Source organism: Neobacillus nitrireducens (assembly GCF_030915405.1).
Lineage (GTDB): Bacteria > Bacillota > Bacilli > Bacillales > Cytobacillaceae > Neobacillus.
The window spans coordinates 4,205,687-4,229,427 of the sequence record NZ_CP133262.1; the positions used below are offsets into that span (position 1 = coordinate 4,205,687).

Sequence of the window (23,741 nt, forward strand, 5' to 3'; positions counted from 1 at the left end):
TCATAAAAAAAGACGGCGGCAGCCGTCTTTTTTTATGAATATTGTGGTCTTAATTTAGTTCGTTTATTGACATGCTGCTCAGCACTTAAGGCTGCAATCGCTCCGTCAGCGGCAGAAATAACCGCCTGTTTAATCGGCGTTCTTCTTGCGTCACCGCCTGCGAACACCCCGTCGACATTTGTGCGGAGGTACTCATCTACCATGACATAGCCTTCTTCATCGCGCATAACTGCCCCATTTAAGAAGTCTGTTCCCGGCATCATTCCGCCAAGATATAAGAAAATTCCATCGACATCCCATACTTGTTCTTCTTTTTTATCAGTAAGAACAACAATTTTCTCCACACTATCCGTCCCAATAATTTCTCTGACACGGTGACGTTTGTAGATCTCTGCTTTTGGGTTATTTTCTAAATGAGAAAGATCCACGTCACCCTTTAATTCAGTTGGAATTAACAATTTCACTGTTTTACAATACTTGGCCAATGTTTCAGCCTCGTGGATTGCTTCATCATTATCCCCAACAACAGCGACAACTCGGTCTTGATAGAAGGCAGCATCACAGGTTGAACAATAGCTTACACCACGCCCGGTAAATTCTTCTTCCCCTTTAATTTTACCAGAAGGCGCTTTTGCCCCAACACCAATGAAGACACTTTTCGCTTGGATTGTTCCTTCAGCTAATTCGATTTTTTTGATCTCATCAGTGAAATCAACCGACAATACGGTTGAACGAACGAAGTCCGCACCGAAATCCTTTGCCTGTGCTTGCATTCTTGTTAACAGTTCCAGCCCGGTGACTTCTTCGCGCACACCTGGGTAGTTCGCAATCTTATGAGTAATTGCAAGCGTCCCAGCTTTGGGAGCTTTATCGATGACGAGCGTTTTTAATTTCCCGCGTGCAGCATAAACCGCTGCAGATGCACCTGCGGGGCCGCCACCGATGGTGACAAAATCATAGACTCCTTCAAGAACTTTATCATTAACCGATTGAAAAATAGAATCCGCATTTGCTTCGGTTGTTTCTGGTTGTGAATGGCTCACCACGGATGCTTGGTCTTCTGATAGTCCAAGCAACTTGTTAAATTTTTTCTCTTGAAAGCCGAGAACAAGCTTTCCATCAATGAGTGTAGCGGGCGTTCCATAAATTTTCCGTTCCTTTAATTGATCAAAATATTCCTTATGTATGGAAGCATTTCGCTCTTCATATGTAAAGCCGTGATCTTTTAAGAACGTCTTAACTTTTTCACAATAAGGGCAGCCTGTGCTGCTATAAACGATAATTTCAGGTGTTGGCAATTTAGAAAACCTCCAATTTGTAAGTTTCTTTAATTTAATAATAGTAGATTCTCTAAATAAAAGTCAATACTTTTTAATAATCATTATAAATAACAAAACAATCCAACAAATTTGCTGGACTGTTTACTTCTTATATGAAAGTTAAATGGTTCTGCCTAAGAAAGCAGTTAGCATCCATACATGCTTTTCAAGGCCGGAATGGATCGCAAGCAGCATGTCACCCGTTGTTTCATCACTCTTATCAGCAGCATAGCTCATACCTTCTTTTAGTTCGCCAATAATAATCGAGAAATCATTGATAACAGATTCAACCATTTCATCAGCGGTTTCATTTCCTGTTGCTTCCTTAATCGATGAAATTTCTAAGTACTCTTTCATCGTAGCAGCAGGCTTGCCTCCAATTGCCAGCAAGCGTTCCGCTAATTCGTCGACGTGCAGGCCTGCCTCATTGTAAAATTCCTCAAATTTGACATGCAGGGTGAAAAATTGTCCACCTTTCACATACCAATGATAGTTATGTAACTTTGTATACAAAACAGACCAATTTGCAATTTGTTTGTTAAGTATGTTGACTAACTGATTTTCCATTTAAAATACCTCCTTTTTATCCTACCTTTATTATTCCCGAAGTTTGACGGGAAATCCTGTGTAAATTAAAGGGATTTGTTGTCAATTTGGTGAAGTTTTTGTGTTATCGACGGTCAATATTCCTCATTTGAGTGTTACATTCCTGATACATAATGTAATAATCGCTCCTAAACTAACCATAAGAGTTATTTTTAGGCAGTAAATAAATATTGGGTATTTGTTCCAATTGATAGTGGAAAGCCTTCATGCAGGGCGCTAACTGAGCAGTTCGGTTGTTACCACTTATTGGGTAATGAATTGGAATGTTACAACTGTTAGCCTTAATAGTAGAGAAGCGAGTCATATATTGGAGGGTATAAAATGAATAAATTAAAAAAACTAGTGATGGCGACCGGCCTAATTTTGTCTTTGTCAGCATTTACGTTAAATGGTACAACTGAAGCAGCAACGACCACACATAAGGTTCAATCTGGTGATACTTATTGGAAAATTGCAAGTAAATATGGTGTAACGGTTAATAGTCTATTAAAAGCAAACAATAAAACTAGCAGTCTACTTTATGCAGGAACAAATCTAGTCATCCCGAACTCTTCTATTACTGCAGCAGAAAAAGATTTGATGGCCCGACTTGTCCGAGCAGAAGCAGTAGGAGAGCCATACGCCGGTAAAGTAGCGGTAGCTACCGTTATTCTTAACAGAGTATCCAGCCCTGATTTTCCAAATACCGTTAAGGGTGTTATTTATGAGAGATCTAATGGTTATTATGCGTTCACGCCTGTTCAAAATGGTACCATTAACCGAGCAGCAGATGCGGCTTCCAAAAAGGCAGTGAATGAAGCCCTTGCCTTTAAAGGCCAGGGTAATGGATCGGTATTTTTCTATAATCCAAAAACAGCTGTAAGTAAGTGGATCTACTCACGTCCAGTAACGGTAACTATCGGTAACCACCGTTTCGCGAGATAAATATCTTAGACCATTATAGTATTTCTTGTACTCAATAAAATAAACAAAAAAGCAGTGAATTCCAAAAATGGATTCACTGCTTTTTTGTTATGCATATTGGAGTAGGTTATGCAAAATTGCATTAGAAAAGGAATGTAAAAAGCTGCAAATTAGCTCAAAGGAGTTTCGGCGGACAAACTGATTGGATAAATTATACTTGGCATGAAAATTGCAATTATTTTAAATAGTTAGATATTTTTAGTAAAATGAAAGGAGGAGCTTTCCTGAGAACTATTAATTTACTTTATTAAAATTTATTACACTATCAATGCTTAAAGCAAAATGTAAAGGCTTACAATAACATGAGTATAAAAGGAGAGATGGTAAAATTGGAGAATACTAGTCTTAAACGCTCACTTGGATTATGGGCGATTGTAATGCTTGGATTGGGCTATATGACACCAACCATTGTATTTGATACATTTGGGATTGTCTCTGAGGAAACAAATGGCGTGGTCCCACTTGCCTATCTAGCAGCATTAGTTGTTATGGTATTTACGGCGATAAGTTATGGGAAAATGGTCCGGGTATTTCCGAGTGCCGGTTCGGCCTATACGTATACCCGGGAAACGATGAGCCCGCATCTTGGCTTCATAGTCGGCTGGGCAGCGTTGCTTGATTATATATTGCTTCCAATGGTAAATGCGTTGATTATTCGGATTTATATGGTATCAGTATTTCCAAGTGTTCCGGCATGGATTTGGGTTGTCGCTTATGTAGCAATTGTCACGGCGATTAATGCTTGGAGTATGGGGAAGACATCTAGTTTAAATTCTCTGCTTGTTATTTTTGAGGTGGTGTTAATTGCTGCATTTATTGTCCTTGCTATCGTCCAGCTTTCCAAGGGAATGGGGCAAGGAACAATTTTTACAACAACGCCACTTTTCCATTCAGATATTCAACTTGGAGCCATTTTGACAGGGGCAACAGTGGTTTGTTTCTCCTTTATCGGATTTGATGCAGTAACCATGTATGCCGAAGAAGCAATTGACCAAAAAACGATGCCGAGAGCGATTATGTTGACAGTCTTTATCGGCGGCGCAATCTTTTTCGTTTGCAGTTACTTCGCGCAAGCTTTATTTCCAGATGTATCGAACTTTAAGGTAACAGATGATACCTTACCGGAAATTGGGTTGTTTGTAGGTGGAACCATCTTTAAACTCATTTTCCTATCAGGTGCTTTTGCTGCAACAGTAGCTTCCGGGCTTGCATCCCATGCAAGTGTATCCAGGCTTTTGTACGTTATGGGCCGAAATGGGGTATTGCCTAGAAAGACATTCGGGTATGTTCATCCAAAATATAGGACACCAATCTTTAATGTTATCTTAGTTGGAGTCGTTTCATTACTTGCGATTGCCCCGAGTCTTGAGTTGATTTCTTCCTTTATTAACTTTGGTGCGTTAATTGCTTTTACATTCGTTAATTTATCCGTCATCGCCCATTTTGTCTTCCGCCAAAAGAGATATAAAACAGCTAAAGATATCTTCTCCTATCTAATCATGCCAATCCTAGGGGCGGGTTTAACGGGGATTTTGTGGGCTAACCTACAATTTGATGCCCTCATGGGCGGAATTGTTTGGATTGTCATTGGTCTAATTTATATGGTTTTCCAAACTAAATTCTTTAAAATCAAAATTGCTGATTTAAATATCGATGACGCAGAAAAGACTTCTTCCTTTTAGCAAAAAATGTTACTAAAGCCAGGCTAAGCGCCTGGCTTTTTACGCTTTTATATACGGAATTTTAAAAGTATGTAGAAATGAATAATCCAATCATTTTTTCATAACTATGGGCTCAATTTACCGGATTACCTTATAAATACCGCTATTTATTAGTTGGCACGAAACTTGCTTTATCCTTAAGTAACAATAAAAAAATGAGGTGTTAGAATGGCAGTTGAATCTCTAGATATGAGGAATACAAAAGAAAGAGAACAGGACAATTCCCTTAGTGAGTTCCAAGAAACACTAAAGGAAGCAGTGAACATCCTGAACTATCCGACTCAAGTATTCGAATTTCTAAAGAAGCCGATGAGATTTTTAGAAGTAAGTATCCCTGTTCGAATGGACAATGGACAAACAGAAATATTTCAGGGATACCGGGCTCAACATAATGATGCCTCAGGACCGACGAAAGGGGGAATCCGGTTTCATCCAGACGTTACTGCGGATGAGGTAAAGGCCTTGGCCGGCTGGATGAGCTTAAAGTGCGGTATTACTGACCTTCCTTATGGAGGTGCAAAAGGCGGGATCATTTGCGACCCTCGTAATATGAGCTTAGATGAATTGGAAAAGTTGAGCCGTGGATATGTAAGAGCGGTGAGTCAGCTAGTCGGTCCAACAAAGGATATTCCCGCGCCTGATATGTATACGAACTCGCAAATTATGGCGTGGATGCTCGATGAATATGATCATATCCGTGAATTTGATTCTCCTAGTTTTATCACTGGGAAGCCAATTGCATTAGGGGGATCGAAGGGCAGGGAAACAGCGACATCAAAAGGTGTATTATATACACTGCAAATGGTCTGTGAATTAAGGAAAATGGAATTAAAGGATACCCGGGTCATCATTCAGGGGTTTGGAAATGTCGGCAGTTACCTTGCCCAGTATTTAGATGAGATGGGAGCAAAAGTAATTGGAATCGGAGATATGCTTGGCGGTTTATATGATGAAACTGGCTTAGATATTCCTTATTTATTGGAAAATAGAGATTCATTTGGGATCATTTCTAATCGCTTTAATAGTTCAATTTCAAATCAGGATTTATTGGAAAAAGAATGTGATGTCCTCATTCCGGCTGCCATCTCTGGGGTCATCAATAAATATAATGCAAGCAAGCTAAATTGCAATATTATCATTGAGGCAGCCAATGGTCCTACCACCAAAGAAGCGTTAAAGATACTAGATGAGCGAGAAATCCTTGTTGTCCCTGATATTCTTGCTAATTCTGGCGGGGTGATTGTCTCCTATTTTGAGTGGTGTCAGAACAATCAAGGCTATTACTGGACCGAGGAAATCGTCGATGAGCGGCTCAAGGAGAAGATGACAGCCAGCTTTTTAAAAGTTTATCAAACTTCCAAAAGATATGGAGTTAATATGAAAATTGCTGCTTATATTGAAGGAATTCAAAAGCTAGCAGAGGCATCTAGACTTCGAGGCTGGTTGAAATTTTAAAGAGGAGGTAGTTTTTTATGACGCTTGATATATTAACCGAACAAAAAGAACAGCAACTGCTACATTACTTTTGCTTAATTTCAAATAATCACCGCTACGATTTGACAATAGGTTATTCAGAGCAATTCTTTGGGAAAGCGATGGTTACTTCAATTCAGTCGGGAAAAATGGTTTTACTTTGTCAAGAGGATACGCTCTCAGACCATCATTGGGCAGAAAGGCTGGGGATTGAAAGAGAGGATATCCCAGAATTTCAGGAATTTTTCAGTTTAGTATTACAGACACGGCCATTTCAGGAGCAGTATTAAATAAAATAGAGGGTGATATCTATGTATTATGGTGTAGTTATTAGCCCTTGTCATGGTCAGGTCGAAAAGATTTCGATTAAGGGCGAGTCAAGGATTTATGAATGGGAAAACTTATTTATGATTAAATTAGAATCAGGCGAATTAGAACCAGTTCAGACTTGTTTGAGCGGCGAAGTTAAATCACTTGAGGTGCAAGAAGGTGATTATGTTATTCCAGGAATGGTCCTGGCGTATATAAAGGAAGATTTATTTGTAACTGGCAGTGATTAATGGATGGAAAAAAGAAGATGTGAAGCGCATCTTCTTTTTTTTGCAATATTAATTTATACTATTGCAAATAAAGTGATAATATTAGAGTGATAAGGAGTTAGGGGGAAGTAACCATGTTTTCCGTTGCCAAAGAAAAAGTGAAACCAATTATTTCAATAGACGTGGATGAAAATGAAGCTGTTCTTCGTTCTGCCTTAAATGACCTTAAAGAACCCTTTTTATTTTTAAAAAAACAAAATCATTTATTTGCTTATGTATTAATAGAAAGTCATAAAAAAGAGCAAGTTACGATTGCCTCCCTGGTTGAAGAAGCGAAATCGATAGATAGCATCTGCCATTTGAGCGATCAAATATCCTTGCCTGTTTTGTTCCAAATTATTGGAGAACCCTTTGCCATCGTTAGAGGAGAGAACGGTTTACCAACAGGTTATATTCGCAGAGAAGACGTTTTGGCGGAACTTTTTAAACAGGAAAATAAAAGTGTCGACTTACTAAAAATTATTCTAACCTCGATTCCAATGGGGATTTTTGTATTAGATAGTGAAAAACAAATTATTAATTATAATGAAGCTGGATTAAAAATGATTCGATCAACCGCAGAAAAGATCAAGAATCTTCCTGCAGGTGAGATCTTTAGCCGAACTCATCTTGATCAGGTATTTGCAACCGGCAAGACGCTGCTGAATCATCTGGTCATTAAAAATGAAATCGGTATTCTCGTCGATTATAGCCCGATTTTAAACTATAAGAATGAAGTCGATGGCATCATTATTGTTGCCCAAGATTTGCCCATGGTTGAAGAAATGGCGATGGAAATTGAATATATTAAAGATTTAAATAAAGACTTGAATGCAATTTTGTCCAGTATCTATGATGAAATCCTCGTTGTGAATAACAAAGGAGAGCTCCTCAGATATAGTGAAAATATCATTCGGGATTTTTGGAACGTTGATTTAAAAGAACTTATTGGAAAAAATATTCTCGAACTTGAAGACCTAGGGTTGTTTACACCATCGGTCACAAGACTTGTTTTAGAAAAGCGAAAAAAGGTCTCCGTGGTTCAAGAAACGAAGACAGGAAGAAAAATTCTTGCTGTCGGAAATCCTGTCTTTAATGAAAAAAATGAACTTGACCGAATTATCATCGCTTCACGTGATATTACCGAAACAACAAAATTAAAAAGTGAACTTCATGAAATTAAAAAAATATCAGAACAATATAAAAAGGAATTGGATGACTTTAAAAGTAAGGACCGCTTTTTGAAAAAGCTTATTTACTGCAGCCCAAAAATGGAGATGATTATTAATCAAGCTAAGAAGATAGCCGACTTTTCTTCGACAGTCCTTCTATACGGTGAATCCGGAGTCGGAAAAGAAGTGATTGCCCAAGCAATCCATCAATTAGGCAGGCGCCAGGCAAAGCCATTTCTTAAATTAAACTGTGGGGCTATCCCGGAAAATTTACTCGAAAGTGAACTTTTCGGCTATTCGAAAGGGTCTTTTACGGGTGCTGATAAGAACGGAAAAGAAGGATACTTTAAACAGGCAGATGGCGGAATTTTATTTCTGGATGAAATCGGTGAGATGCCAATCCATCTACAAGTAAAATTGTTACGAGTTCTGCAAGAGCAAGAAATCATTCCGATTGGAAGTACTACGCCCATTAAGGTGAATGTGCAGATTATTGCGGCGACAAATAAAAAGTTGGAGAAAATGGTTGAAGAGGGTACCTTCCGAGAGGATTTGTTCTATCGCTTGAATGTCATTCCGATTCACATTCCGCCTCTAAGAGAACGGACAGAGGATATTTCGCTGCTCGCCTTTCATTTCCTTCAGCAATTGAATGAGAAATATGAGCGGAATTATCATCTAACCCCTGATGCGATTAATGTATTAGAGTTTTATCCATGGCCGGGTAATGTCAGGGAACTACAAAATATTATTGAAAGATTAGTAGTTACTGCCGAACATTCATCCATTGATGCGGAGTTCGTCAGTCAATTTTTATCAATGGGCTTTGAGCATAAAAAGATGAAGCCTGTCATTACAAGGGTCATTCCCTTGCAGGAGGCTGTCGATTATGTTGAGGAGCAGTTGATTGTAATGGCGATGAATCAATACAAAACAACAACCAAAGCTGCCAAAGCCTTAGGAATTAGTCAATCAACTGTAAGTAGGAAGTACCAAAAAATATTAAATGAGAAAAATATGAAAATAGAAAACTTGTCTACCCTGTAAAAATTGCTTTAGATCATTGAGATCTAAAGCAGTTTTTTTGGTTATGCAAATCATAATACAATTATGCAAAGTTGAATATTGTTTTTTTGAATACTTCGAATAAAGGTTATTTTGATAGTCAATAGGAATTGGCACGCTTCTTGCAATATTGATAGTGAGGGTGAATAAAGGAGGAATTTAAATGGTCGAGGTAAAAAAACGAGTTGTAAACCTGAAGATGTTTATTGATGGTGAATGGAAAGATGCCGAAAATCAAGAAACACGCCCAGTTCTTAATCCTGCAAATGGTGAGGTTATTTCATATGCCCCTGAAGGAACGGCCGCTGACGCTCGTGCAGCCATATATGCAGCACGAAGAGCTTTCGAAGAGGGAGTCTGGTCTGGGATTTCTGCTCAAGAAAGAGCATCTTATTTATTAAAAATTGCTGATAAAATTGAGGATTATGCTGATGAATTAACCCAATTAGAAACGTTGGATAACGGAAAACCATTGCGAGAAGCAGGTTTTGATGTAGGTGATGCCGCCGCCTGTTTTCGCTATTATGCAGGCCTGATTACAAAGCCGGATGGACAGACCTACCATGTCGCCGATCCAATGCAGGCGATGGTTGTCCGTGAACCTGTCGGTGTTTGCGGCTTAATTGTTCCGTGGAACTATCCACTGTTAATGAGTGTTTGGAAAATTGCTCCTGCCTTAGCTGCAGGAAATACAATTGTCTTTAAACCGTCAGAGGTGACACCTGTCACCCCGAAAAAGCTTTTTGAAATTTTTGAGGAAGTTGGATTGCCAAAAGGGGTAGCCAATATGGTGATGGGTGCCGGTGCTGTGGTTGGAAATGAAATCGCTTCCCACCCTGAGGTCGATATGATTTCGTTTACAGGCGGAACGAAAACGGGTAAGCACATTATGAAAACGGCAGCAGATACGATGAAGAAGGTTTCTTTAGAGTTAGGTGGTAAATCGCCCAATATCATTTTTGCTGATGCTGACTTTGAAACCGCAGTCGATTATGCCCTATTTGGTATCTACGCAGGTTCTGGTCAAGTATGCTCCGCAGGTTCAAGAATCCTTGTTGAAGAAAGCATTTATGATCAATTCGTCGCTCGATTTGTTGAACGGGCTAAACAAATTCAAGTAGGACCCGGGAATGCCTCTGGAACAGAGATGGGCCCGCTTGTCAGTCAAGAACACTTAGAAAAAGTTCTTTCTTACATTGAAATAGGCAAGCAAGAAGGTGCGCAGATTGCATGCGGTGGAAAGCGGATTGTTGGTAACGGGTTAGAAAAAGGTTATTTTGTTGAACCAACCGTTTTTGTCAATGTGAACCAAGAGATGCGAATAGTCCAGGAGGAAATCTTTGGCCCTGTTGTTGTCATCCAGAAGTTCAAGGGCGAAGAGGAGGCTATTAAACTTGCAAATGGTACGGTTTATGGGTTAGCCGGTGGTGTGTTTACTAATAATGGTGCAAAGGGTCTGCGTGTTATTAAAAAGCTGCGTGCAGGGATTACATGGGTAAATTCCTACCATCCGACGTATAACGAGGCACCATGGGGCGGCTATAAGCAAAGTGGGATTGGCCGCAGTCTTGGAACGTTCGGACTGGAAGAATTTCAAGAAATAAAACAGATCAATATCAATTTACAAGTAGAACCTATTGGCTGGTTTTCTAACTAAACATAAAATTGGAGGAATAAACTATGAGTATCGATTTCAAACAAGAATTAAAAAGTGAGCAAAATCAAAATGTAAGTGAATATATTAATAAGGTTCTAAGATTAATAGAAAAAGAGGAAATAAATGAAGCGGAAGCGGCCTGGATTACCAAAGAAACGGTGGACGGGTTCCGTGAACACGTAAACCCGGGATTCCTGGAATACCGAAAGACAGTTACTGAAGGCGGCCAATTTGCAGCTGTGGAATGGTCGGATAATGGTTCCTGTTTTAAGGATGTTAATGGTAAGGAATACATTGATTGCCTTGGCGGTTTTGGTATTTATAATGTAGGGCACCGCAATCCCAAAGTTGTTAAGGCAGTAACGGACCAATTAAATCGTCAGGCACTTCATAGTCAGGATTTGCTCGATCCACTTCGTGCGATGTTAGCAAAAATTTTAGCTGATATCACTCCGGGGGATTTAAAGTATGCCTTTTTTACAAATAGCGGGACAGAAAGTGTGGAAGCAGCCTTAAAGCTAGCAAAGATGTACAGTGAGCGGACAACATTCATCTCTACGACACGTGCGTTCCACGGGAAAAGCTTAGGCTCATTGTCAGGGACGGCGAAAGGGATGTTCCGAAAACCATTTTTACCATTAATCCCGGGCTTCCGTCATGTGCCTTTTGGCGATATTGACATGATGAGAAAAACGTTTGAAGTCTGTGCTGCTGTAGGCGAAGATGTGGCGGCAGTTCTTTTAGAGCCGATTCAAGGGGAAGGCGGAATTATTCTACCACCGGAAGGCTATTTAAAACAGGTTCGGGAGCTTTGTGATCAGTATGGCTCCTTGCTCATCTTTGATGAAGTCCAAACAGGAATGGGCCGGACGGGAAAAATGTTTGCCGCAGAATTGTATGAAGTAGTTCCAGATATTATCTGTCTAGCAAAAGCATTTGGCGGTGGTGTAATGCCGGCAGGTGCAGTTGTAGCTACGGAGAATGTCTTCAAGAGCTGGTTCGATAATCCGTTTATGCATACAACAACCTTCGGCGGCAATCCGTTAGCATGTGCGGCAGCGATTGCAACAATTGGGGTTTTAATCGAAGAGAAGTTACCGGAAAGAGCAGCCGAAGTGGGAGCCTATTTTCTTGCAGAACTGAAAAAGGCGGTAAAAGGCCACGAAGATAAGGTCCAGGAAATCCGTGGTCAAGGCTTAATGATTGGCATAGAATTCCATCAAGATGAAATCGGCTACGAAGTCTCAAAGGGAATGTTCGATAGAGGAATATTAGTTGCTGGGACATTGATTAACTCCAAAACCATTCGCATCGAGCCAGCATTGACGATTAGTTATGAAGAAGTTAACAAAGTAGTCAACACCTTGAAAGAGGTATTAGAACACATAAATGGATAAGGTTTTTTAAAGGGGGAGCACAGAAGTGGAGAAGAAGTATGTCAAACTCCAAACAGAGATACCCGGACCGAAATCGAAGCAAATATTGGAGCGAAGAAATAAATATGTCCCAAAAGGAATTTCAAATAACAGCCAGGCCTTTGTTAAAAAGGCACAAGGAGCCCTGGTAGAAGATGTGGACGGTAATTGTTACATTGATTTTGCCGGTGCGATTGGAACGATAAACGTTGGCCACTCCCATCCAAGAGTAGTAAGAGCGTTACAGGAACAAGCAAGTCAATATATCCACACAGGCTTTAATGTCATGATGTATGAATCGTATATTAATTTAGCCGAGCGATTATGTGAACTTGCGCCGGGTGAATTTGACAAGCAGGCTGCTTTTTTTAACAGTGGTGCAGAAGCGGTGGAGAACGCCGTAAAGATTGCCAGGAAATATACAAAACGCCAGGGGATTGTTTCGTTTACGAGAGGGTTCCATGGCCGGACATTAATGACCATGACGATGACAAGTAAAGTGAAACCCTATAAGTATGGCTTTGGACCATTCGCTCCGGAAGTTTACAAGGCACCATATCCCTATGTGTACCGCCGTCCGGAAGGAATGAATGAGCAGCAATATAGCGCGATGATCATCGAGCAATTTGAACAGTTTCTACTTGCAGAAGTCGCCCCAGAAACGATTGCGGCTGTCGTGATGGAGCCTGTTCAGGGCGAAGGCGGATTTATAGTGCCTGACACCGCCTTTGTGAAACGGATCAGAGAAATCTGTACACAATATGGGATCTTGTTTATTGCTGATGAAATCCAAACCGGGTTTGCACGGACTGGAAAATACTTTGCTATAGACCATTTTGATGTTATTCCTGATTTAATAACAATTTCGAAATCGATGGGTGCTGGGGTTCCTATTAGCGGTGTGATTGGCAGGGCGGAAATTATGAATAGCGCTGAAGTTGGTGAAATCGGCGGAACGTATGCGGGGAGTCCGCTTGGATGCCGGGCTGCACTAACTGTATTGGATATCATTGAAAGTGAACAACTCAATGACCGGGCACGGAAAATAGGGAACCGAGTGCTTGAAAAGATGCATCTTTTAGCGGAGCGTTTCGAAGGTATTGGTGATGTTCGCGGCCTCGGTGCGATGTGTGCAATGGAAATGGTCAAGGATAGACAATCGAAAACACCGGATAAAGAAGCAACCGGGAAAATTGTAAAAGCAGCAGCGGAACGTGGTTTGATGTTACTTAGTGCAGGGATTTACAGTAATGTTATTCGCCTCCTTATGCCGATTACAATCACAGATGAACAACTTGAAGAGGGCTTACAAATTCTTGAAGAAGCAATCGAAGCCGTCTATAAAAATGATCCTGCTTTATCGGTTGGAGGGGAATAAAGTGGATATTGTCAGGAAAAATTATCAGGTTTATCCCATGTATCTAAATGGAGAATGGGTAGGCAATGACTATGAGGTTTTAACTAAAGTGATCAATCCTGCCACAAAGGAAGTTATCGGTGCGGTTCCAACAGGGGGCGCATATGAGGCAGAGCAGGCAGTAGATGCGGCGAGTAAGGCCTTCAGAATCTGGTCAAAGAAAACAGCGGAAGAACGCTATCAACTGTTGATGAATTGGTTCAAATTAATAGATGAAAATAAGGATGAAGTTGCGCGGATTATGACAATTGAGCAAGGAAAACCATTCAAAGAAGCACTTGGTGAAGTTCAGTATGCGAATGGCTTCATTTCTTGGTATGCCGAAGAGGGGAAACGTGTGTACGGCGAATCAATCCCTGCATCACATCCGAATAAAAGAATACTCGTAAGAAAAGAACCAGTTGGCGTGATTGCCGCAATTACGCCGTGGAATTTCCCCGCAGCAATGATTACCAGAAAAGTAGCCCCGGCACTTGCTGCAGGCTGCACGGCTGTTGTGAAACCAGCAAACCAAACTCCGCTAACGGCACTAAAAATCGCCGAACTAGCCCATGAAGCAGGCATACCTGCAGGTGTATTAAACGTGATTACTGGAAGGTCATCAGAAATAGGGGAAGCATGGCTGAAGGACCCACGCGTCACAAAGATTACCTTTACCGGGTCAACAGAGGTAGGTAAAACCTTGATGCGTGGTGCCGCGGAAACGGTTAAAAAAGTATCACTTGAACTTGGCGGAAATGCTCCGTTTATCGTAATGGATGATGCTAATTTGATGAAAGCAGCGGCAGGACTTGTCCAATCAAAATTTCGTAATGCGGGTCAAACCTGTATTTGCACGAATCGGGTTTATGTACAAGAGGGGGTCGTGGAAGAATTTATTAAGCTGTTTCAAGGAGAAGTTGAAAAGCTTAAAGTCGGAAACGGTCTCGTGGAAGGAACGGATATTGGTCCATTGATTGATGAAGCAGCTTATAAAAAAGTTGAAGGATTGGTTAAGGATGCAGTTGAAAAAGGTGGGACAGTCACTTATAGCGGACTTATGCCTGCGAAAAACAGCGGCTATTTCTATGCTCCAACCATTTTGACCAATATTAATGATGAAATGGAATGTATGCAGGATGAAATCTTTGGCCCTCTCGCTCCGATTTCCACCTTTAAAACGGAAGAGGAAGTGATTGAACGGGCAAATAATTCTTGTTACGGACTAGCTGCTTATGTGTATACAGAAAATCTAAGCCGCTCCTTTCGAATCACAGAACAACTGGAGTACGGAATTATTGGCCTGAATGATGCCTTGCCATCTGTGGTTCAAGCCCCATTCGGAGGCTTTAAGGAGAGCGGTCTTGGCCGTGAAGGCGGTCACTATGGCATCGAAGAGTTTTTAGAAGTAAAATATATATCAATAGGTCTGGATTTATAAGAGCCCTTCGTAAAGAAAGTTGAATGAAAAAGATACTTTTTTAGTAAAAAGAACAAGCCGTGGAGTCGGAGCACTTCGGACACGGCTTGTTCTTTTTAATTATTTGAACAATTTACTTCAAATCGTTTACCTTGCTGTGTTACGATATCGTATAAAAGCAAATGGGAAAAAGAGGGTGTAGAAAGTGATTAAAACAATTTTGTTTGACGTTGATGGGGTACTTTTAAGCGAGGAGCATTATTTTGATGCATCTGCTTTAACGGTATGGGAGATGTTGATTAGCAGTAATTATTTGGGCCTCGAACCAGAGCAGTTTGTAACGGATTATAATGAAGAACAAATCAAGGAAATACGAGAGTTAGTATTTGAAAATGATAAAGTCCTCAAATTTATGAAATCACGCGGTCTAAACGCTAACTGGGACATGATTTACCTTTCGTTCTGCCACCAACTCATTCATCTGTTGTCGCAAATTAACGATACAGAGTATGAGAAAATCAATAACTGGTGTCAGGCACCAATTACAAGAGAAACATTATTGGAGATTGGCCAGGTGTTGAGTCGTTATCCTGTAAAGCTGGATTTCCGTTTGTTTGTGGAAGAGTTTGCACGATCAGAGGCAACGAAGCAGGAATTGTTTAGTTATTTGAATGAGCTGGTGTCAGAGAAACTTCGTGTAGAAACTACTATTTTTAAAAAGGGTGAGCTATGGTCTGTTTGTGAGCATGTTTCCCAAGAATGGTATGTGGGGGATGAACATGTTCTCGCCTCTACGGGGAGACCATCGGTTCAAAAGGGGAAGAAGGGCTTTCTCGCAAATGAAACGACATTAGCTCCGAAGCAGGAAATTGATGAGTTATTCCAATTCCTAAACGCAGAAGGATTCACGATTGGAATCGGAACTGGCAGGCCTGAGCTTGAAACCATTCAGCCGTTTCAGCATTTAGATTGGTTGAAACAATTTGATGAAAAACGAATCATTACAGCGGATGAAGTGCTAAAGGCGGAAAAAGAGCTCCCGAACGGAAATCGCTGTCGAAGCCGCATCCATTTACCTATATCATGGGACTACTTGGTAAAGATGCACCGGTAAAGGAGTGCTTAAATACATCTTTACCGCTTGAAAATGCGGAGACAATTCTAGTTGTGGGAGACTCTTTGGCTGATTTGATAGCGGCAAGACAATTAGGCTGCCAGTTTGCCGCGGTGTTAACGGGTCTGTCAGGAAAAGATGCGAGAAGTGATTTTGAAAAGCATGAAGCAGACTATATTCTAGATACAGTGCTTGATTTGAAAGGGATATTATAAAGGGAAGTGAAATTTCTAATTTTTCTAAAAAATAATCAAAATTGGAATCCTTTTATGGCGCGGTAGTAAACGCTTACAGTATAATTGCTAGAAACAAACCTATTGTAAAAAAATAAAGAGAATCATATAATGTCTACAAGAGAAAAACAAATGTGTGTCTCAAGTGGACAAGGGAGCGGGAGGATTAATCATGAAAGCAATCTCGATTGGGTTATTAGGTTTAGGTACTGTGGGTTGTGGGGTAGTAAAAATCATTAAAAAAAATCAAGATAAATTAATCCACCAGGTGGGTTGCCCAGTTATCATAAAAAAGATTCTTGTTCAAGATTTACATAAAGAAAGACCGGTTGAAATAGATACTAAGGTTTTAACCTCAAATGCAGACGAAATCCTTTTCGATAAGGAAATTGATGTTGTAATCGAGGTTATGGGCGGAGTACAGGATACAAAAGATTATTTAATCACTGCCCTTCGTCAGGGTAAGCATGTTGTAACCGCAAATAAGGATTTAATGGCTTTGCATGGTTCTGAGTTGTTAACAGTTGCTTCTGAACATGGCTGTGATCTGTTTTATGAAGCAAGTGTGGCCGGTGGTATCCCAATTCTCCGAGGATTAGTCGATGGACTTGCCTCAGACCGTATTAAGCAGCTAATGGGTATTGTAAATGGAACAACCAATTATATCCTAACAAAAATGAGTGACGAAGGCCGTTCCTACGAGGAGGTCCTTAAGGAAGCCCAGGAACTGGGATTTGCCGAGGCAGATCCAACTTCGGATGTCGAAGGACTAGATGCTGCTCGTAAAATGACGATATTAGCGACATTGGGCTTTTCAATGCATATCGATTTAGAAGATGTCCAAGTATCCGGTATCTCAAAGGTGACCGATGAAGATTTGCGTTATGGAAAACAACTGGGATATACCATGAAATTAATTGGTTATGCCCATCGTGAAGGGGAGAAAGTTGAGGTAAGTGTAGCTCCTACCTTCTTATCAAACAATCACCCACTTGCTTCGGTACAAAATGAGTATAATGCTGTATATGTTTATGGTGAGTCGGTAGGCGAAACGATGTTTTATGGACCTGGTGCCGGAAGCTTGCCAACTGCCACTGCCATTGTTTCAGACTTAGTTGCGGTCATTAAAAATCTACGACTTGGGGTAAATGGACGAAGTGCTGTGACACCTCAATATCCGAAACAATTAAAAGACAATGGCGAGAAGTATTCTAAATATTTCCTAAGGATTCATGTCCAGGACGAGGTTGGTGTTTTCGCAGATATTACGACCATCTTTGCAAAATACGGCGTCAGCTTTGAAAAAATCTTACAGCTGCCAGTTAAGAAAAATGAAACCTCTGAAATTGTATTGGTAACGCATCGAGCTTCGTTAACTAATTACGATCAAATTTTACAAGAATTAAATGACCTCAACGCAGTTAAGGAAATTAAAAGTGCCTATAAGGTGGTGCGAAAGTCGTTATGAGATGGCCGGGATTGTTAGAAGCGTACAAAGAATTTTTACCAGTAACTAATGACACCCCGTTACTAAATATTAGTGCCTACAGGAAAGGATTAAATGACGAAATAGCAGTGACATATCCTATTCGAGGAGTTGTCAAAGGATGACTCTAAATGACCGTTTTGTTATAAAAGTACCAGCTAGTACAGCTAATCTTGGCCCAGGCTTTGATTCAATGGGCCTTGCTGTTGATTTGTATTTAACGTTAGAAGTGGAGAAAAGTGTAAAGTGGGAGATTCAGTCGGCTCGTGATGAATTAATGAACTTTCCATCCGATGAGACTCACTTTATCTGTCAAATTGCAATTAAAACAGCTGCAAACTATGGAATCGACTTACATCCTTGTAAAATAAAAGTCGACAGTGATATTCCTTTAGCACGAGGGCTTGGTTCAAGTGCTGCAGCCATCGTTGCGGGGATTGAACTTGCTGACACGATTGGAAGAATAGGACTCACACAAAAAGAAAAGCTGTTAATCGCAACTGAGATTGAGGGTCATCCAGATAATGTGGGTGCTTCTTTATTCGGGGGGCTGGTTATCGGCTCCTATCTACAAAACGAAGTAGACATTCTTAGCATTTCGAATATTTCCTTTGAGATGGTTGCGGTTATTCCAGACGAGATTCTCCTGACAAAGGATTCTCGCGGCGTACTTCCAGCAACATTTTCCCGTGAAGCAGCCATTCAAGCCTCATCCACTGCCAATCTTTTGGTAGCGGCTTTATTAACTCAAAATTGGGAGATGGCAGGGAAAATGATGGAGCAGGACCTTTTTCACCAGCCCTACCGAAAACCACTGATTAACCTTTACCAAGAAATAGAAGAAGTCGCTAAATCCAATGGTGCTTTCGGAGTGGCACTGAGCGGTGCAGGACCAACTGTTCTTTGTTTTACTGAAAAAGGGAGAGGAAACCAGCTAGCATCAGGCTTGCAACGTGCATTCTCAACGATGTCTGCCAAATTACTAAATATAGATTATTGTGGAAGCAGTGTTAAAACGGTGGAGAGATTTATTAAATAATCTCTCCCTTTTTTTATTCCCTTTGAAGAAGACGTTCAAATTCCTCTGAGTTTAACGGTTTGCTAAATAAATAGCCCTGCATTTGAGTACAGTTTTTCGATAGTAAAAAATCTCTTTGATGTTCTTTTTCGACGCCCTCTGCGATGACATTAAGATGGAGGCTTCGAGCAAGATTAATAATTGCCTCCGGAATCTCTGAATTTGCATAATCTTCATGTATGTCTTGGATGAATGATTTATCAATCTTCAAGGTATTAATCGGCAGGTTTTTCAAATAGTTTAAGGAAGAATAACCTGTTCCAAAATCATCAATCGATATAGCAATGCCCATACTTTGAAGCGAGTTAAGAGATTGAACAATTTCTGTTGAATTATTCAGGAGAATACTTTCGGTAATTTCTATTTCAAAATTGCTAGGATCCAAATGACTTTCGCTCAGAATCTCTTGAACTTTTTTTACCATGCTGTCAGGTTCTTGAAATTGATGGGCGGAGAAATTAACTGAAACAGATATGGGATCGGAGCGGTTAAGATTCCACTTGCTCACCTGTAGACATGCTTCCTTCATAACAAATTCCCATAATGGATGGATCAAGCCGATATCTTCTGCAATCGGAATAAACAGTTCAGGTGAGACGAATCCAAATTCTTCATCTTTCCATCTTAAAAGCGCCTCCGTTCCAAAAATTAGACCCGAAACTACGGCGATCTTTGGTTGATAATAAACTTCTACGTTTCCATTTTCAATGGCCTTCCGTAAACGGGCCTCAAGTTTGGGTCTTTCAAAGTTTGACTCAATTAACTTTTCGGTGTAAACAATGACTTTGTTACCACCCAGCTTTTTCGCTGAGTACATAGCAATGTCAGCATAAACGACAAGTTTGTCCATATTTTTTGTATGTTCAGGAAATAAACTAATCCCGCAGCTCGCACTGAGATATATTTCGTTGCCATCTAAGAGATATGTTTTTTTTAGGGTATTAACAACTTTTTCTGCGATTGCTTTTGTAGCAGTAGGATCAAAATTCTTTAGCAAAATAATAAATTCATCGCCGCCTTGTCTAGTAATGATACTATGATTACTAGGTAAACATTCAGTAAGCCGTTCGGCAACGATTTTGAGAATTTCATCTCCTTTGTTATGTCCAAAAGAGTCATTAACCTGTTTAAAACGATCCATATCAATGAATAAGATAGACACCGTTTCACCAGTTTCCTTCGCATGTTCGATGCAAGGTTTTAACTTTTCCTGAAAATACCTTCTGTTAGACAAACCAGTTAATGGGTCGTGATATGCTTGGTATTCAATAAACTCCTTGCTCTTATTCAAATCATTGACATAATTCTGCAAATGATTGGATAAAGCATTCACATTTTCCGTCAGCAAGCCTAATTCATCTTTTCTATTTAAGTGTAATTTATTACCGAAATTCCCTTGAGCGATACGATTCACTTGGTCCACAATATAACCGATTGGCTGTGTAATCGAACGGGAAAAGATCAAACTGATAACAAAGACGATAATCATAATGATGAAGGAAAGTAATAAATGGACCAATAGTTCATGGGTAAGTTCCTTCTTAATGAGTCCGTAATTATAGACAAGACCAATTACAAATGGCTCTGTAGAGGTCGAAAAAACTGGAACAAAGGTTTTCATCAAATTTTTATCCTGAATATTATCCCGGTAGGATTGAACTTTTTTTGTATGCATCGCCCGTTGAATAAATGATGAATCCACTTTTTCGTTCCGATACTTATAGGACCCATACCAAATTTGTTGGGCCGAAATACGAATATAACTATTACCGTTTAAATGAACAATTTCTTTCTTTTTGCCAAAGTTTTTAGGATTGAAAACAGATATTTCTAAAACTCCACGCTCTTTTGTAAAACCTTTAATGACCTGTCCAGGACCAAAACGTCTTTCATACTCTAGTACTTCATTGTCACGAAAGTATGGATTGATAATATAATTGGTCGTCCCATCAAAAAAATAGCCCCATTTATCCGTATGATCTGGATTGGAGGAAGCAACTTCAATTGGACCTGACCAAAAATGAGGTAAGGTTAAACCTTTTCCAACAGAAACCGGTTTTAAGGCGAAAAGTTGTTGGTAGGCATCATACCAATAGCCCCAACCCTTTGTGGACATCTTGATTTCTTTTAGGTCGGAGGATCTAACACCGATAATATCATCCTTTGTTTTCGCTAACAGGGTTATATGTGAGACCCTTACTTCTTTGGCAAGTTTTTTTAGCTGTTCATTGGTTATTTCTTGATAATTTGGCGGCAGTGCATTCTTTATAGCCAACGATGCCGTCCTTAATTCTCTGCCGAGAATATCTTCAACATATAATGAACCTTTTCTTATATTATCAACTTGAAATGACACTTCTTGAGTAATCATATCGATTTCTCTTTCATTATTAGCGAGCAGCTGATTTTTGGAGCGAAGATAATGAATGGTATTATTAGATACTAAAATCAAAAAAACCAGCAAGCAAAAAATCAACGGCATCTTTTTTTTGATGGACAATGACGCAACACTCCAATTACCCTGTGACTTCCATTTTTAAAGGAAGGAGTCACAGTTCTGTTTTTCCAGTATTTATATTTATCACCTAGAAAAAAACATTTAGTGGGAGAACTGGCTGTTCTCCCTTTTTGATTGTCTAATCCGAGGCATTTTCCTTTTTTTGTGCAAGTTTTAATGCCGTATTTGATACGGTTAAGTCTGCTTGCAATTGTTCACTTAGATCATGCGGATGATAGTAACCCTTTGCTACCATAAAGTTGGTTATTTTTTCATGTGCAGCAATAGCGTCATTTAATTGTGTACGCAAGGCAGCTTTTAATTCAGGTGTAGCAGTTTCCGTGATCGCGACAGCATAATTTCTCACCCCCGCTTTAGCTGAGATAAGAAAGTCAGTGGCAATGACTTGATCCGTCATTCCGCCCATTCCCATTATGTTTTGAATGAATTGATTCACTGCTTATCCCTCCGATCGGTCAAAAACTGCTGTAATTGCTGAATGTGATGGATTCCTGCCGTGACTTCATCTGATAGAATAGCTTTTAGTTCTTCATCTTGGGCCAAAGCACTCATCGTGGTCGCCTTGGTTAAACAGAGATTTTTAAATGATAACAATTCATGAAGATCCAATGTTTCATGAAGGCCTAAATATTTTGCCATTGTTATTCCCTCCAACACGTACATACTTAATCCTCATTATATTTTCTTAGATAATCCCAGGTTATGCACTTTAAAAAACAGGTGTATAAATTGGCCCGCCAAAAGGGGAAATTACAAATGGTTAGAACCTGGAGGTGTGTATGTATGGACGCTGAAAACTTGGCTTTACATGAAACAATGGAAACACATGAAGTTCTAAATTTTAAAACGGTTTGCTTGCTGCGCTCAAAACTAATGCAAGGGATTTGTTTTGATAATGAATTAAAAGCACTGATGGAGAAGGATGTACAGCAGTCAATTAAGGATATTAATGAACTCATCGGTTTTTATAAACAAAGCCAGCTACTACAATAAGTGAGGTGGAAAAATGGAGGACTATTTAGATCCTAGAAACGCCGAAGGTATGCCGAATTTGGCCGATTCAGCTTTTGCTATGGACTTCTTACTTACCGTGAAAACGGGAATTCGAAATTATGGTTTTGCAATTACCGAGACTGCAAACCCCGAACTAAGAAGAGCTTTACATAAACAAATGGAAGCTGCAATCGATTTGCACACTGAAATTTCTGACTTAATGATTAAAAAAGGCTGGCTTCATCCCCATAATATAATAGAACAATTTCCAATCGATTTGAAATCCGCAGAAACAGCCGTGCAAATTGCCCAATTAAAGCTATTTCCTAATGATACCGACCGCCTTGGCATGTTCGCTACGCCAAATAAATAAAAAGGAGGAGAAAAACTGATGAAGGCAGTTACATACCAGGGCATAAAGGATATTGAAGTGAAAGAGGTGAAGGACCCTGAAATAAAAAATGCAGATGATATCATTGTGAAAATTACTTCTTCGGCAATTTGTGGATCTGATTTACACTTGATTCATGCGATGATTCCCAATCTGCCGACAGATTTTGTCATCGGGCATGAGCCGATGGGGGTTGTTGAGGAGGTAGGTTCAGAGGTTACTAAAGTAAAAAAAGGTGACCGGGTTATCATTCCTTTTAACGTCAGTTGCGGACATTGTTGGTATTGCACGCATGATTTGACGAGTCAGTGTGATAATGGAAATCCTCATGGACAAGGATCGGGCTTTTTTGGTTATTCGGAAACAACCGGTGGGTATGCCGGGGGACAGGCGGAATATATGCGGGTGCCTTTTGGTAACTTTACTCCTTTTAAGATTCCGGAAAACTGTGTAGTCGAGGACGAGAAATTAGCTTTACTCGCGGATGCAGCTCCAACAGCCTATTGGAGTGTCGACCATGCGGGAGTAAAAGAGGGGGATACCGTTATCATTCTTGGCTGCGGTCCAATAGGGTTGCTTGCACAAAAATTTGCCTGGTTAAAAGGAGCAAAACGGGTGATTGCTGTTGACTATATCAATTATCGCCTGCAACATGCCAAACGGACAAATAAAGTGGAAATTGTTAATTTTGAAGATCATGAGAATGTTGGCGATTATTTGCTTGAAATTACTAAAGGCGGGGCAGATATTGTCATTGATGCGGTCGGAATGGATGGGAAGATGACACCAATGGAGTTTCTTGCTTCAGGATTGAAGCTGCAGGGCGGAGCAATGGGGGCTATCGTTATTGCAAGTCAAGCTGTCCGAAAAGGCGGGACCATTCAAATAACAGGTGTTTATGGGGGCAGGTATAATGCCTTTCCTCTGGGGGACATTTTTAATCGGAATATTGATATCAAGACCGGTCAGGCACCAGTCATCCCGTATATGCTCTTCCTCTATGAGATGATCAATGAAGGGAAAATTGACCCTGGTGACATTATCACCCATGTATTACCACTTGCTCAAGCAAAGCATGGGTATGAAGTGTTTGATTCGAAAATGGAAGATTGTATTAAAGTTATCCTGAAACCATAGTAAAAG

Annotated in this window: 22 protein-coding genes; 17 read left to right on the plus strand and 5 right to left on the minus strand. The window is 40.1% G+C overall.

Annotation, left to right across the window (positions count from 1 at the left end; genetic code table 11):
• Positions 1-32 precede the first annotated feature (32 nt).
• Positions 33-1,298 carry an FAD-dependent oxidoreductase gene (locus tag RCG22_RS20360; protein ID WP_308104464.1) on the minus strand — a complete coding sequence of 422 codons (1,266 nt, stop codon included), beginning with the start codon at positions 1,296-1,298 and terminating at the stop codon, positions 33-35.
• A gap of 141 nt (positions 1,299-1,439) precedes the next feature.
• On the minus strand, positions 1,440-1,886 hold the full coding sequence (locus RCG22_RS20365) for a Dps family protein (RefSeq protein ID WP_308104465.1): 447 nt from the start codon (positions 1,884-1,886) through the stop codon (positions 1,440-1,442).
• Positions 1,887-2,246: 360 nt separating this feature from the next.
• On the opposite strand from RCG22_RS20365, the gene RCG22_RS20370 reads away from it, so the two are divergent.
• The 14 genes from RCG22_RS20370 (at position 2,247) to thrB (ending at position 18,657) form a co-directional block, all read left to right on the plus strand.
• The gene (locus tag RCG22_RS20370; RefSeq protein WP_308104466.1) at positions 2,247-2,849 is read left to right on the plus strand and encodes a cell wall hydrolase; all 603 of its coding nucleotides are present in this window, start codon (positions 2,247-2,249) and stop codon (positions 2,847-2,849) included.
• A gap of 359 nt (positions 2,850-3,208) precedes the next feature.
• Positions 3,209-4,570, plus strand: coding sequence for an APC family permease (locus RCG22_RS20375; protein ID WP_308107214.1), 1,362 nt, complete (start codon positions 3,209-3,211; stop codon positions 4,568-4,570).
• 207 nt (positions 4,571-4,777) lie between these two features.
• The gene (locus RCG22_RS20380; RefSeq protein ID WP_308104467.1) at positions 4,778-6,064 is read left to right on the plus strand and encodes a Glu/Leu/Phe/Val family dehydrogenase; all 1,287 of its coding nucleotides are present in this window, start codon (positions 4,778-4,780) and stop codon (positions 6,062-6,064) included.
• A 17-nt stretch (positions 6,065-6,081) separates the two neighbouring features.
• Positions 6,082-6,372: an SAV0927 family protein gene (locus RCG22_RS20385; RefSeq protein WP_098263378.1), complete on the plus strand. Its 291-nt coding sequence runs from the start codon at positions 6,082-6,084 to the stop codon at positions 6,370-6,372.
• A gap of 21 nt (positions 6,373-6,393) precedes the next feature.
• Positions 6,394-6,642: a biotin/lipoyl attachment domain-containing protein gene (locus tag RCG22_RS20390; protein WP_308104469.1), complete on the plus strand. Its 249-nt coding sequence runs from the start codon at positions 6,394-6,396 to the stop codon at positions 6,640-6,642.
• A 113-nt stretch (positions 6,643-6,755) separates the two neighbouring features.
• Positions 6,756-8,879, plus strand: a complete 2,124-nt coding sequence (locus tag RCG22_RS20395) for a sigma 54-interacting transcriptional regulator (protein ID WP_308104470.1) — start codon at positions 6,756-6,758, stop codon at positions 8,877-8,879.
• A 181-nt stretch (positions 8,880-9,060) separates the two neighbouring features.
• Positions 9,061-10,554 (plus strand): aldehyde dehydrogenase family protein, encoded by a 1,494-nt coding sequence (locus RCG22_RS20400; RefSeq protein ID WP_308104471.1) that lies wholly within the window; start codon positions 9,061-9,063, stop codon positions 10,552-10,554.
• Positions 10,555-10,577: 23 nt separating this feature from the next.
• Positions 10,578-11,951, plus strand: coding sequence for a putrescine aminotransferase (locus RCG22_RS20405; protein WP_308104472.1), 1,374 nt, complete (start codon positions 10,578-10,580; stop codon positions 11,949-11,951).
• A gap of 25 nt (positions 11,952-11,976) precedes the next feature.
• Positions 11,977-13,347 carry a 4-aminobutyrate--2-oxoglutarate transaminase gene (gene gabT, locus RCG22_RS20410; RefSeq protein ID WP_308104473.1) on the plus strand — a complete coding sequence of 457 codons (1,371 nt, stop codon included), beginning with the start codon at positions 11,977-11,979 and terminating at the stop codon, positions 13,345-13,347.
• 37 nt (positions 13,348-13,384) lie between these two features.
• Complete coding sequence (locus RCG22_RS20415; RefSeq protein ID WP_308107215.1) at positions 13,385-14,806, plus strand: NAD-dependent succinate-semialdehyde dehydrogenase; 1,422 nt, start codon at positions 13,385-13,387, stop codon at positions 14,804-14,806.
• A 184-nt stretch (positions 14,807-14,990) separates the two neighbouring features.
• Positions 14,991-15,899 carry an HAD family hydrolase gene (locus RCG22_RS20420; protein ID WP_308104474.1) on the plus strand — a complete coding sequence of 303 codons (909 nt, stop codon included), beginning with the start codon at positions 14,991-14,993 and terminating at the stop codon, positions 15,897-15,899.
• Positions 15,869-16,114, plus strand: a complete 246-nt coding sequence (locus tag RCG22_RS20425; RefSeq protein ID WP_308104475.1) for an HAD family hydrolase — start codon at positions 15,869-15,871, stop codon at positions 16,112-16,114. The genes RCG22_RS20420 and RCG22_RS20425 overlap by 31 nt, the downstream gene beginning before the upstream one ends.
• Before the next feature lie 187 nt (positions 16,115-16,301).
• Positions 16,302-17,600: a homoserine dehydrogenase gene (locus tag RCG22_RS20430; protein WP_374049485.1), complete on the plus strand. Its 1,299-nt coding sequence runs from the start codon at positions 16,302-16,304 to the stop codon at positions 17,598-17,600.
• Between the two features lie 139 nt (positions 17,601-17,739).
• On the plus strand, positions 17,740-18,657 hold the full coding sequence (thrB, locus tag RCG22_RS20435) for a homoserine kinase (protein WP_308104476.1): 918 nt from the start codon (positions 17,740-17,742) through the stop codon (positions 18,655-18,657).
• 13 nt (positions 18,658-18,670) lie between these two features.
• Here the strand turns inward: thrB and RCG22_RS20440 are convergent, their stop codons facing one another.
• The 3 genes from RCG22_RS20440 to RCG22_RS20450 all read right to left on the minus strand — a co-directional run bounded on the left by RCG22_RS20440 (position 18,671) and on the right by RCG22_RS20450 (position 21,853).
• Positions 18,671-21,148, minus strand: a complete 2,478-nt coding sequence (locus RCG22_RS20440) for an EAL domain-containing protein (RefSeq protein ID WP_308104477.1) — start codon at positions 21,146-21,148, stop codon at positions 18,671-18,673.
• A gap of 184 nt (positions 21,149-21,332) precedes the next feature.
• The gene (locus RCG22_RS20445; protein WP_308104478.1) at positions 21,333-21,650 is read right to left on the minus strand and encodes a spore coat protein; all 318 of its coding nucleotides are present in this window, start codon (positions 21,648-21,650) and stop codon (positions 21,333-21,335) included.
• A complete protein-coding gene (locus RCG22_RS20450) occupies positions 21,647-21,853 on the minus strand; it encodes a hypothetical protein (protein ID WP_308104479.1) in 207 nt (68 codons plus the stop codon). The genes RCG22_RS20445 and RCG22_RS20450 overlap by 4 nt, the downstream gene beginning before the upstream one ends.
• A gap of 144 nt (positions 21,854-21,997) precedes the next feature.
• Between RCG22_RS20450 and RCG22_RS20455 the strand changes: the two genes are divergently transcribed.
• The 3 genes from RCG22_RS20455 to RCG22_RS20465 are packed head-to-tail and all read left to right on the plus strand — an operon-like array spanning position 21,998 to position 23,735.
• A complete protein-coding gene (locus RCG22_RS20455; RefSeq protein ID WP_308104480.1) occupies positions 21,998-22,207 on the plus strand; it encodes a spore coat protein in 210 nt (69 codons plus the stop codon).
• A gap of 13 nt (positions 22,208-22,220) precedes the next feature.
• On the plus strand, positions 22,221-22,580 hold the full coding sequence (locus RCG22_RS20460) for a spore coat protein (RefSeq protein WP_308104481.1): 360 nt from the start codon (positions 22,221-22,223) through the stop codon (positions 22,578-22,580).
• Positions 22,581-22,598: 18 nt separating this feature from the next.
• The gene (locus RCG22_RS20465; RefSeq protein WP_308104482.1) at positions 22,599-23,735 is read left to right on the plus strand and encodes a zinc-dependent alcohol dehydrogenase; all 1,137 of its coding nucleotides are present in this window, start codon (positions 22,599-22,601) and stop codon (positions 23,733-23,735) included.
• Positions 23,736-23,741 lie beyond the last annotated feature (6 nt).

Excerpts from the sequence above, each read along its gene's own strand:
- RCG22_RS20460 (WP_308104481.1), top strand. The coding sequence starts at position 22,221 with ATGGAGGACTATTTAGATCCTAGAAACGCCGAAGGTATGCCGAATTTG.
- RCG22_RS20425 (WP_308104475.1), top strand. The coding sequence starts at position 15,869 with ATGGGACTACTTGGTAAAGATGCACCGGTAAAGGAGTGCTTAAATACA.
- RCG22_RS20465 (WP_308104482.1), top strand. The coding sequence starts at position 22,599 with ATGAAGGCAGTTACATACCAGGGCATAAAGGATATTGAAGTGAAAGAG.
- RCG22_RS20375 (WP_308107214.1), top strand. The coding sequence starts at position 3,209 with ATGGTAAAATTGGAGAATACTAGTCTTAAACGCTCACTTGGATTATGG.
- RCG22_RS20370 (WP_308104466.1), top strand. The coding sequence starts at position 2,247 with ATGAATAAATTAAAAAAACTAGTGATGGCGACCGGCCTAATTTTGTCT.
- RCG22_RS20455 (WP_308104480.1), top strand. The coding sequence starts at position 21,998 with ATGGACGCTGAAAACTTGGCTTTACATGAAACAATGGAAACACATGAA.
- thrB (WP_308104476.1), top strand. The coding sequence starts at position 17,740 with ATGACTCTAAATGACCGTTTTGTTATAAAAGTACCAGCTAGTACAGCT.
- RCG22_RS20380 (WP_308104467.1), top strand. The coding sequence starts at position 4,778 with ATGGCAGTTGAATCTCTAGATATGAGGAATACAAAAGAAAGAGAACAG.
- RCG22_RS20405 (WP_308104472.1), top strand. The coding sequence starts at position 10,578 with ATGAGTATCGATTTCAAACAAGAATTAAAAAGTGAGCAAAATCAAAAT.
- RCG22_RS20450 (WP_308104479.1), bottom strand. The coding sequence starts at position 21,853 with ATGGCAAAATATTTAGGCCTTCATGAAACATTGGATCTTCATGAATTG.
- RCG22_RS20415 (WP_308107215.1), top strand. The coding sequence starts at position 13,385 with ATGTATCTAAATGGAGAATGGGTAGGCAATGACTATGAGGTTTTAACT.
- RCG22_RS20385 (WP_098263378.1), top strand. The coding sequence starts at position 6,082 with ATGACGCTTGATATATTAACCGAACAAAAAGAACAGCAACTGCTACAT.
- RCG22_RS20365 (WP_308104465.1), bottom strand. The coding sequence starts at position 1,886 with ATGGAAAATCAGTTAGTCAACATACTTAACAAACAAATTGCAAATTGG.
- RCG22_RS20400 (WP_308104471.1), top strand. The coding sequence starts at position 9,061 with ATGGTCGAGGTAAAAAAACGAGTTGTAAACCTGAAGATGTTTATTGAT.
- RCG22_RS20390 (WP_308104469.1), top strand. The coding sequence starts at position 6,394 with ATGTATTATGGTGTAGTTATTAGCCCTTGTCATGGTCAGGTCGAAAAG.
- RCG22_RS20395 (WP_308104470.1), top strand. The coding sequence starts at position 6,756 with ATGTTTTCCGTTGCCAAAGAAAAAGTGAAACCAATTATTTCAATAGAC.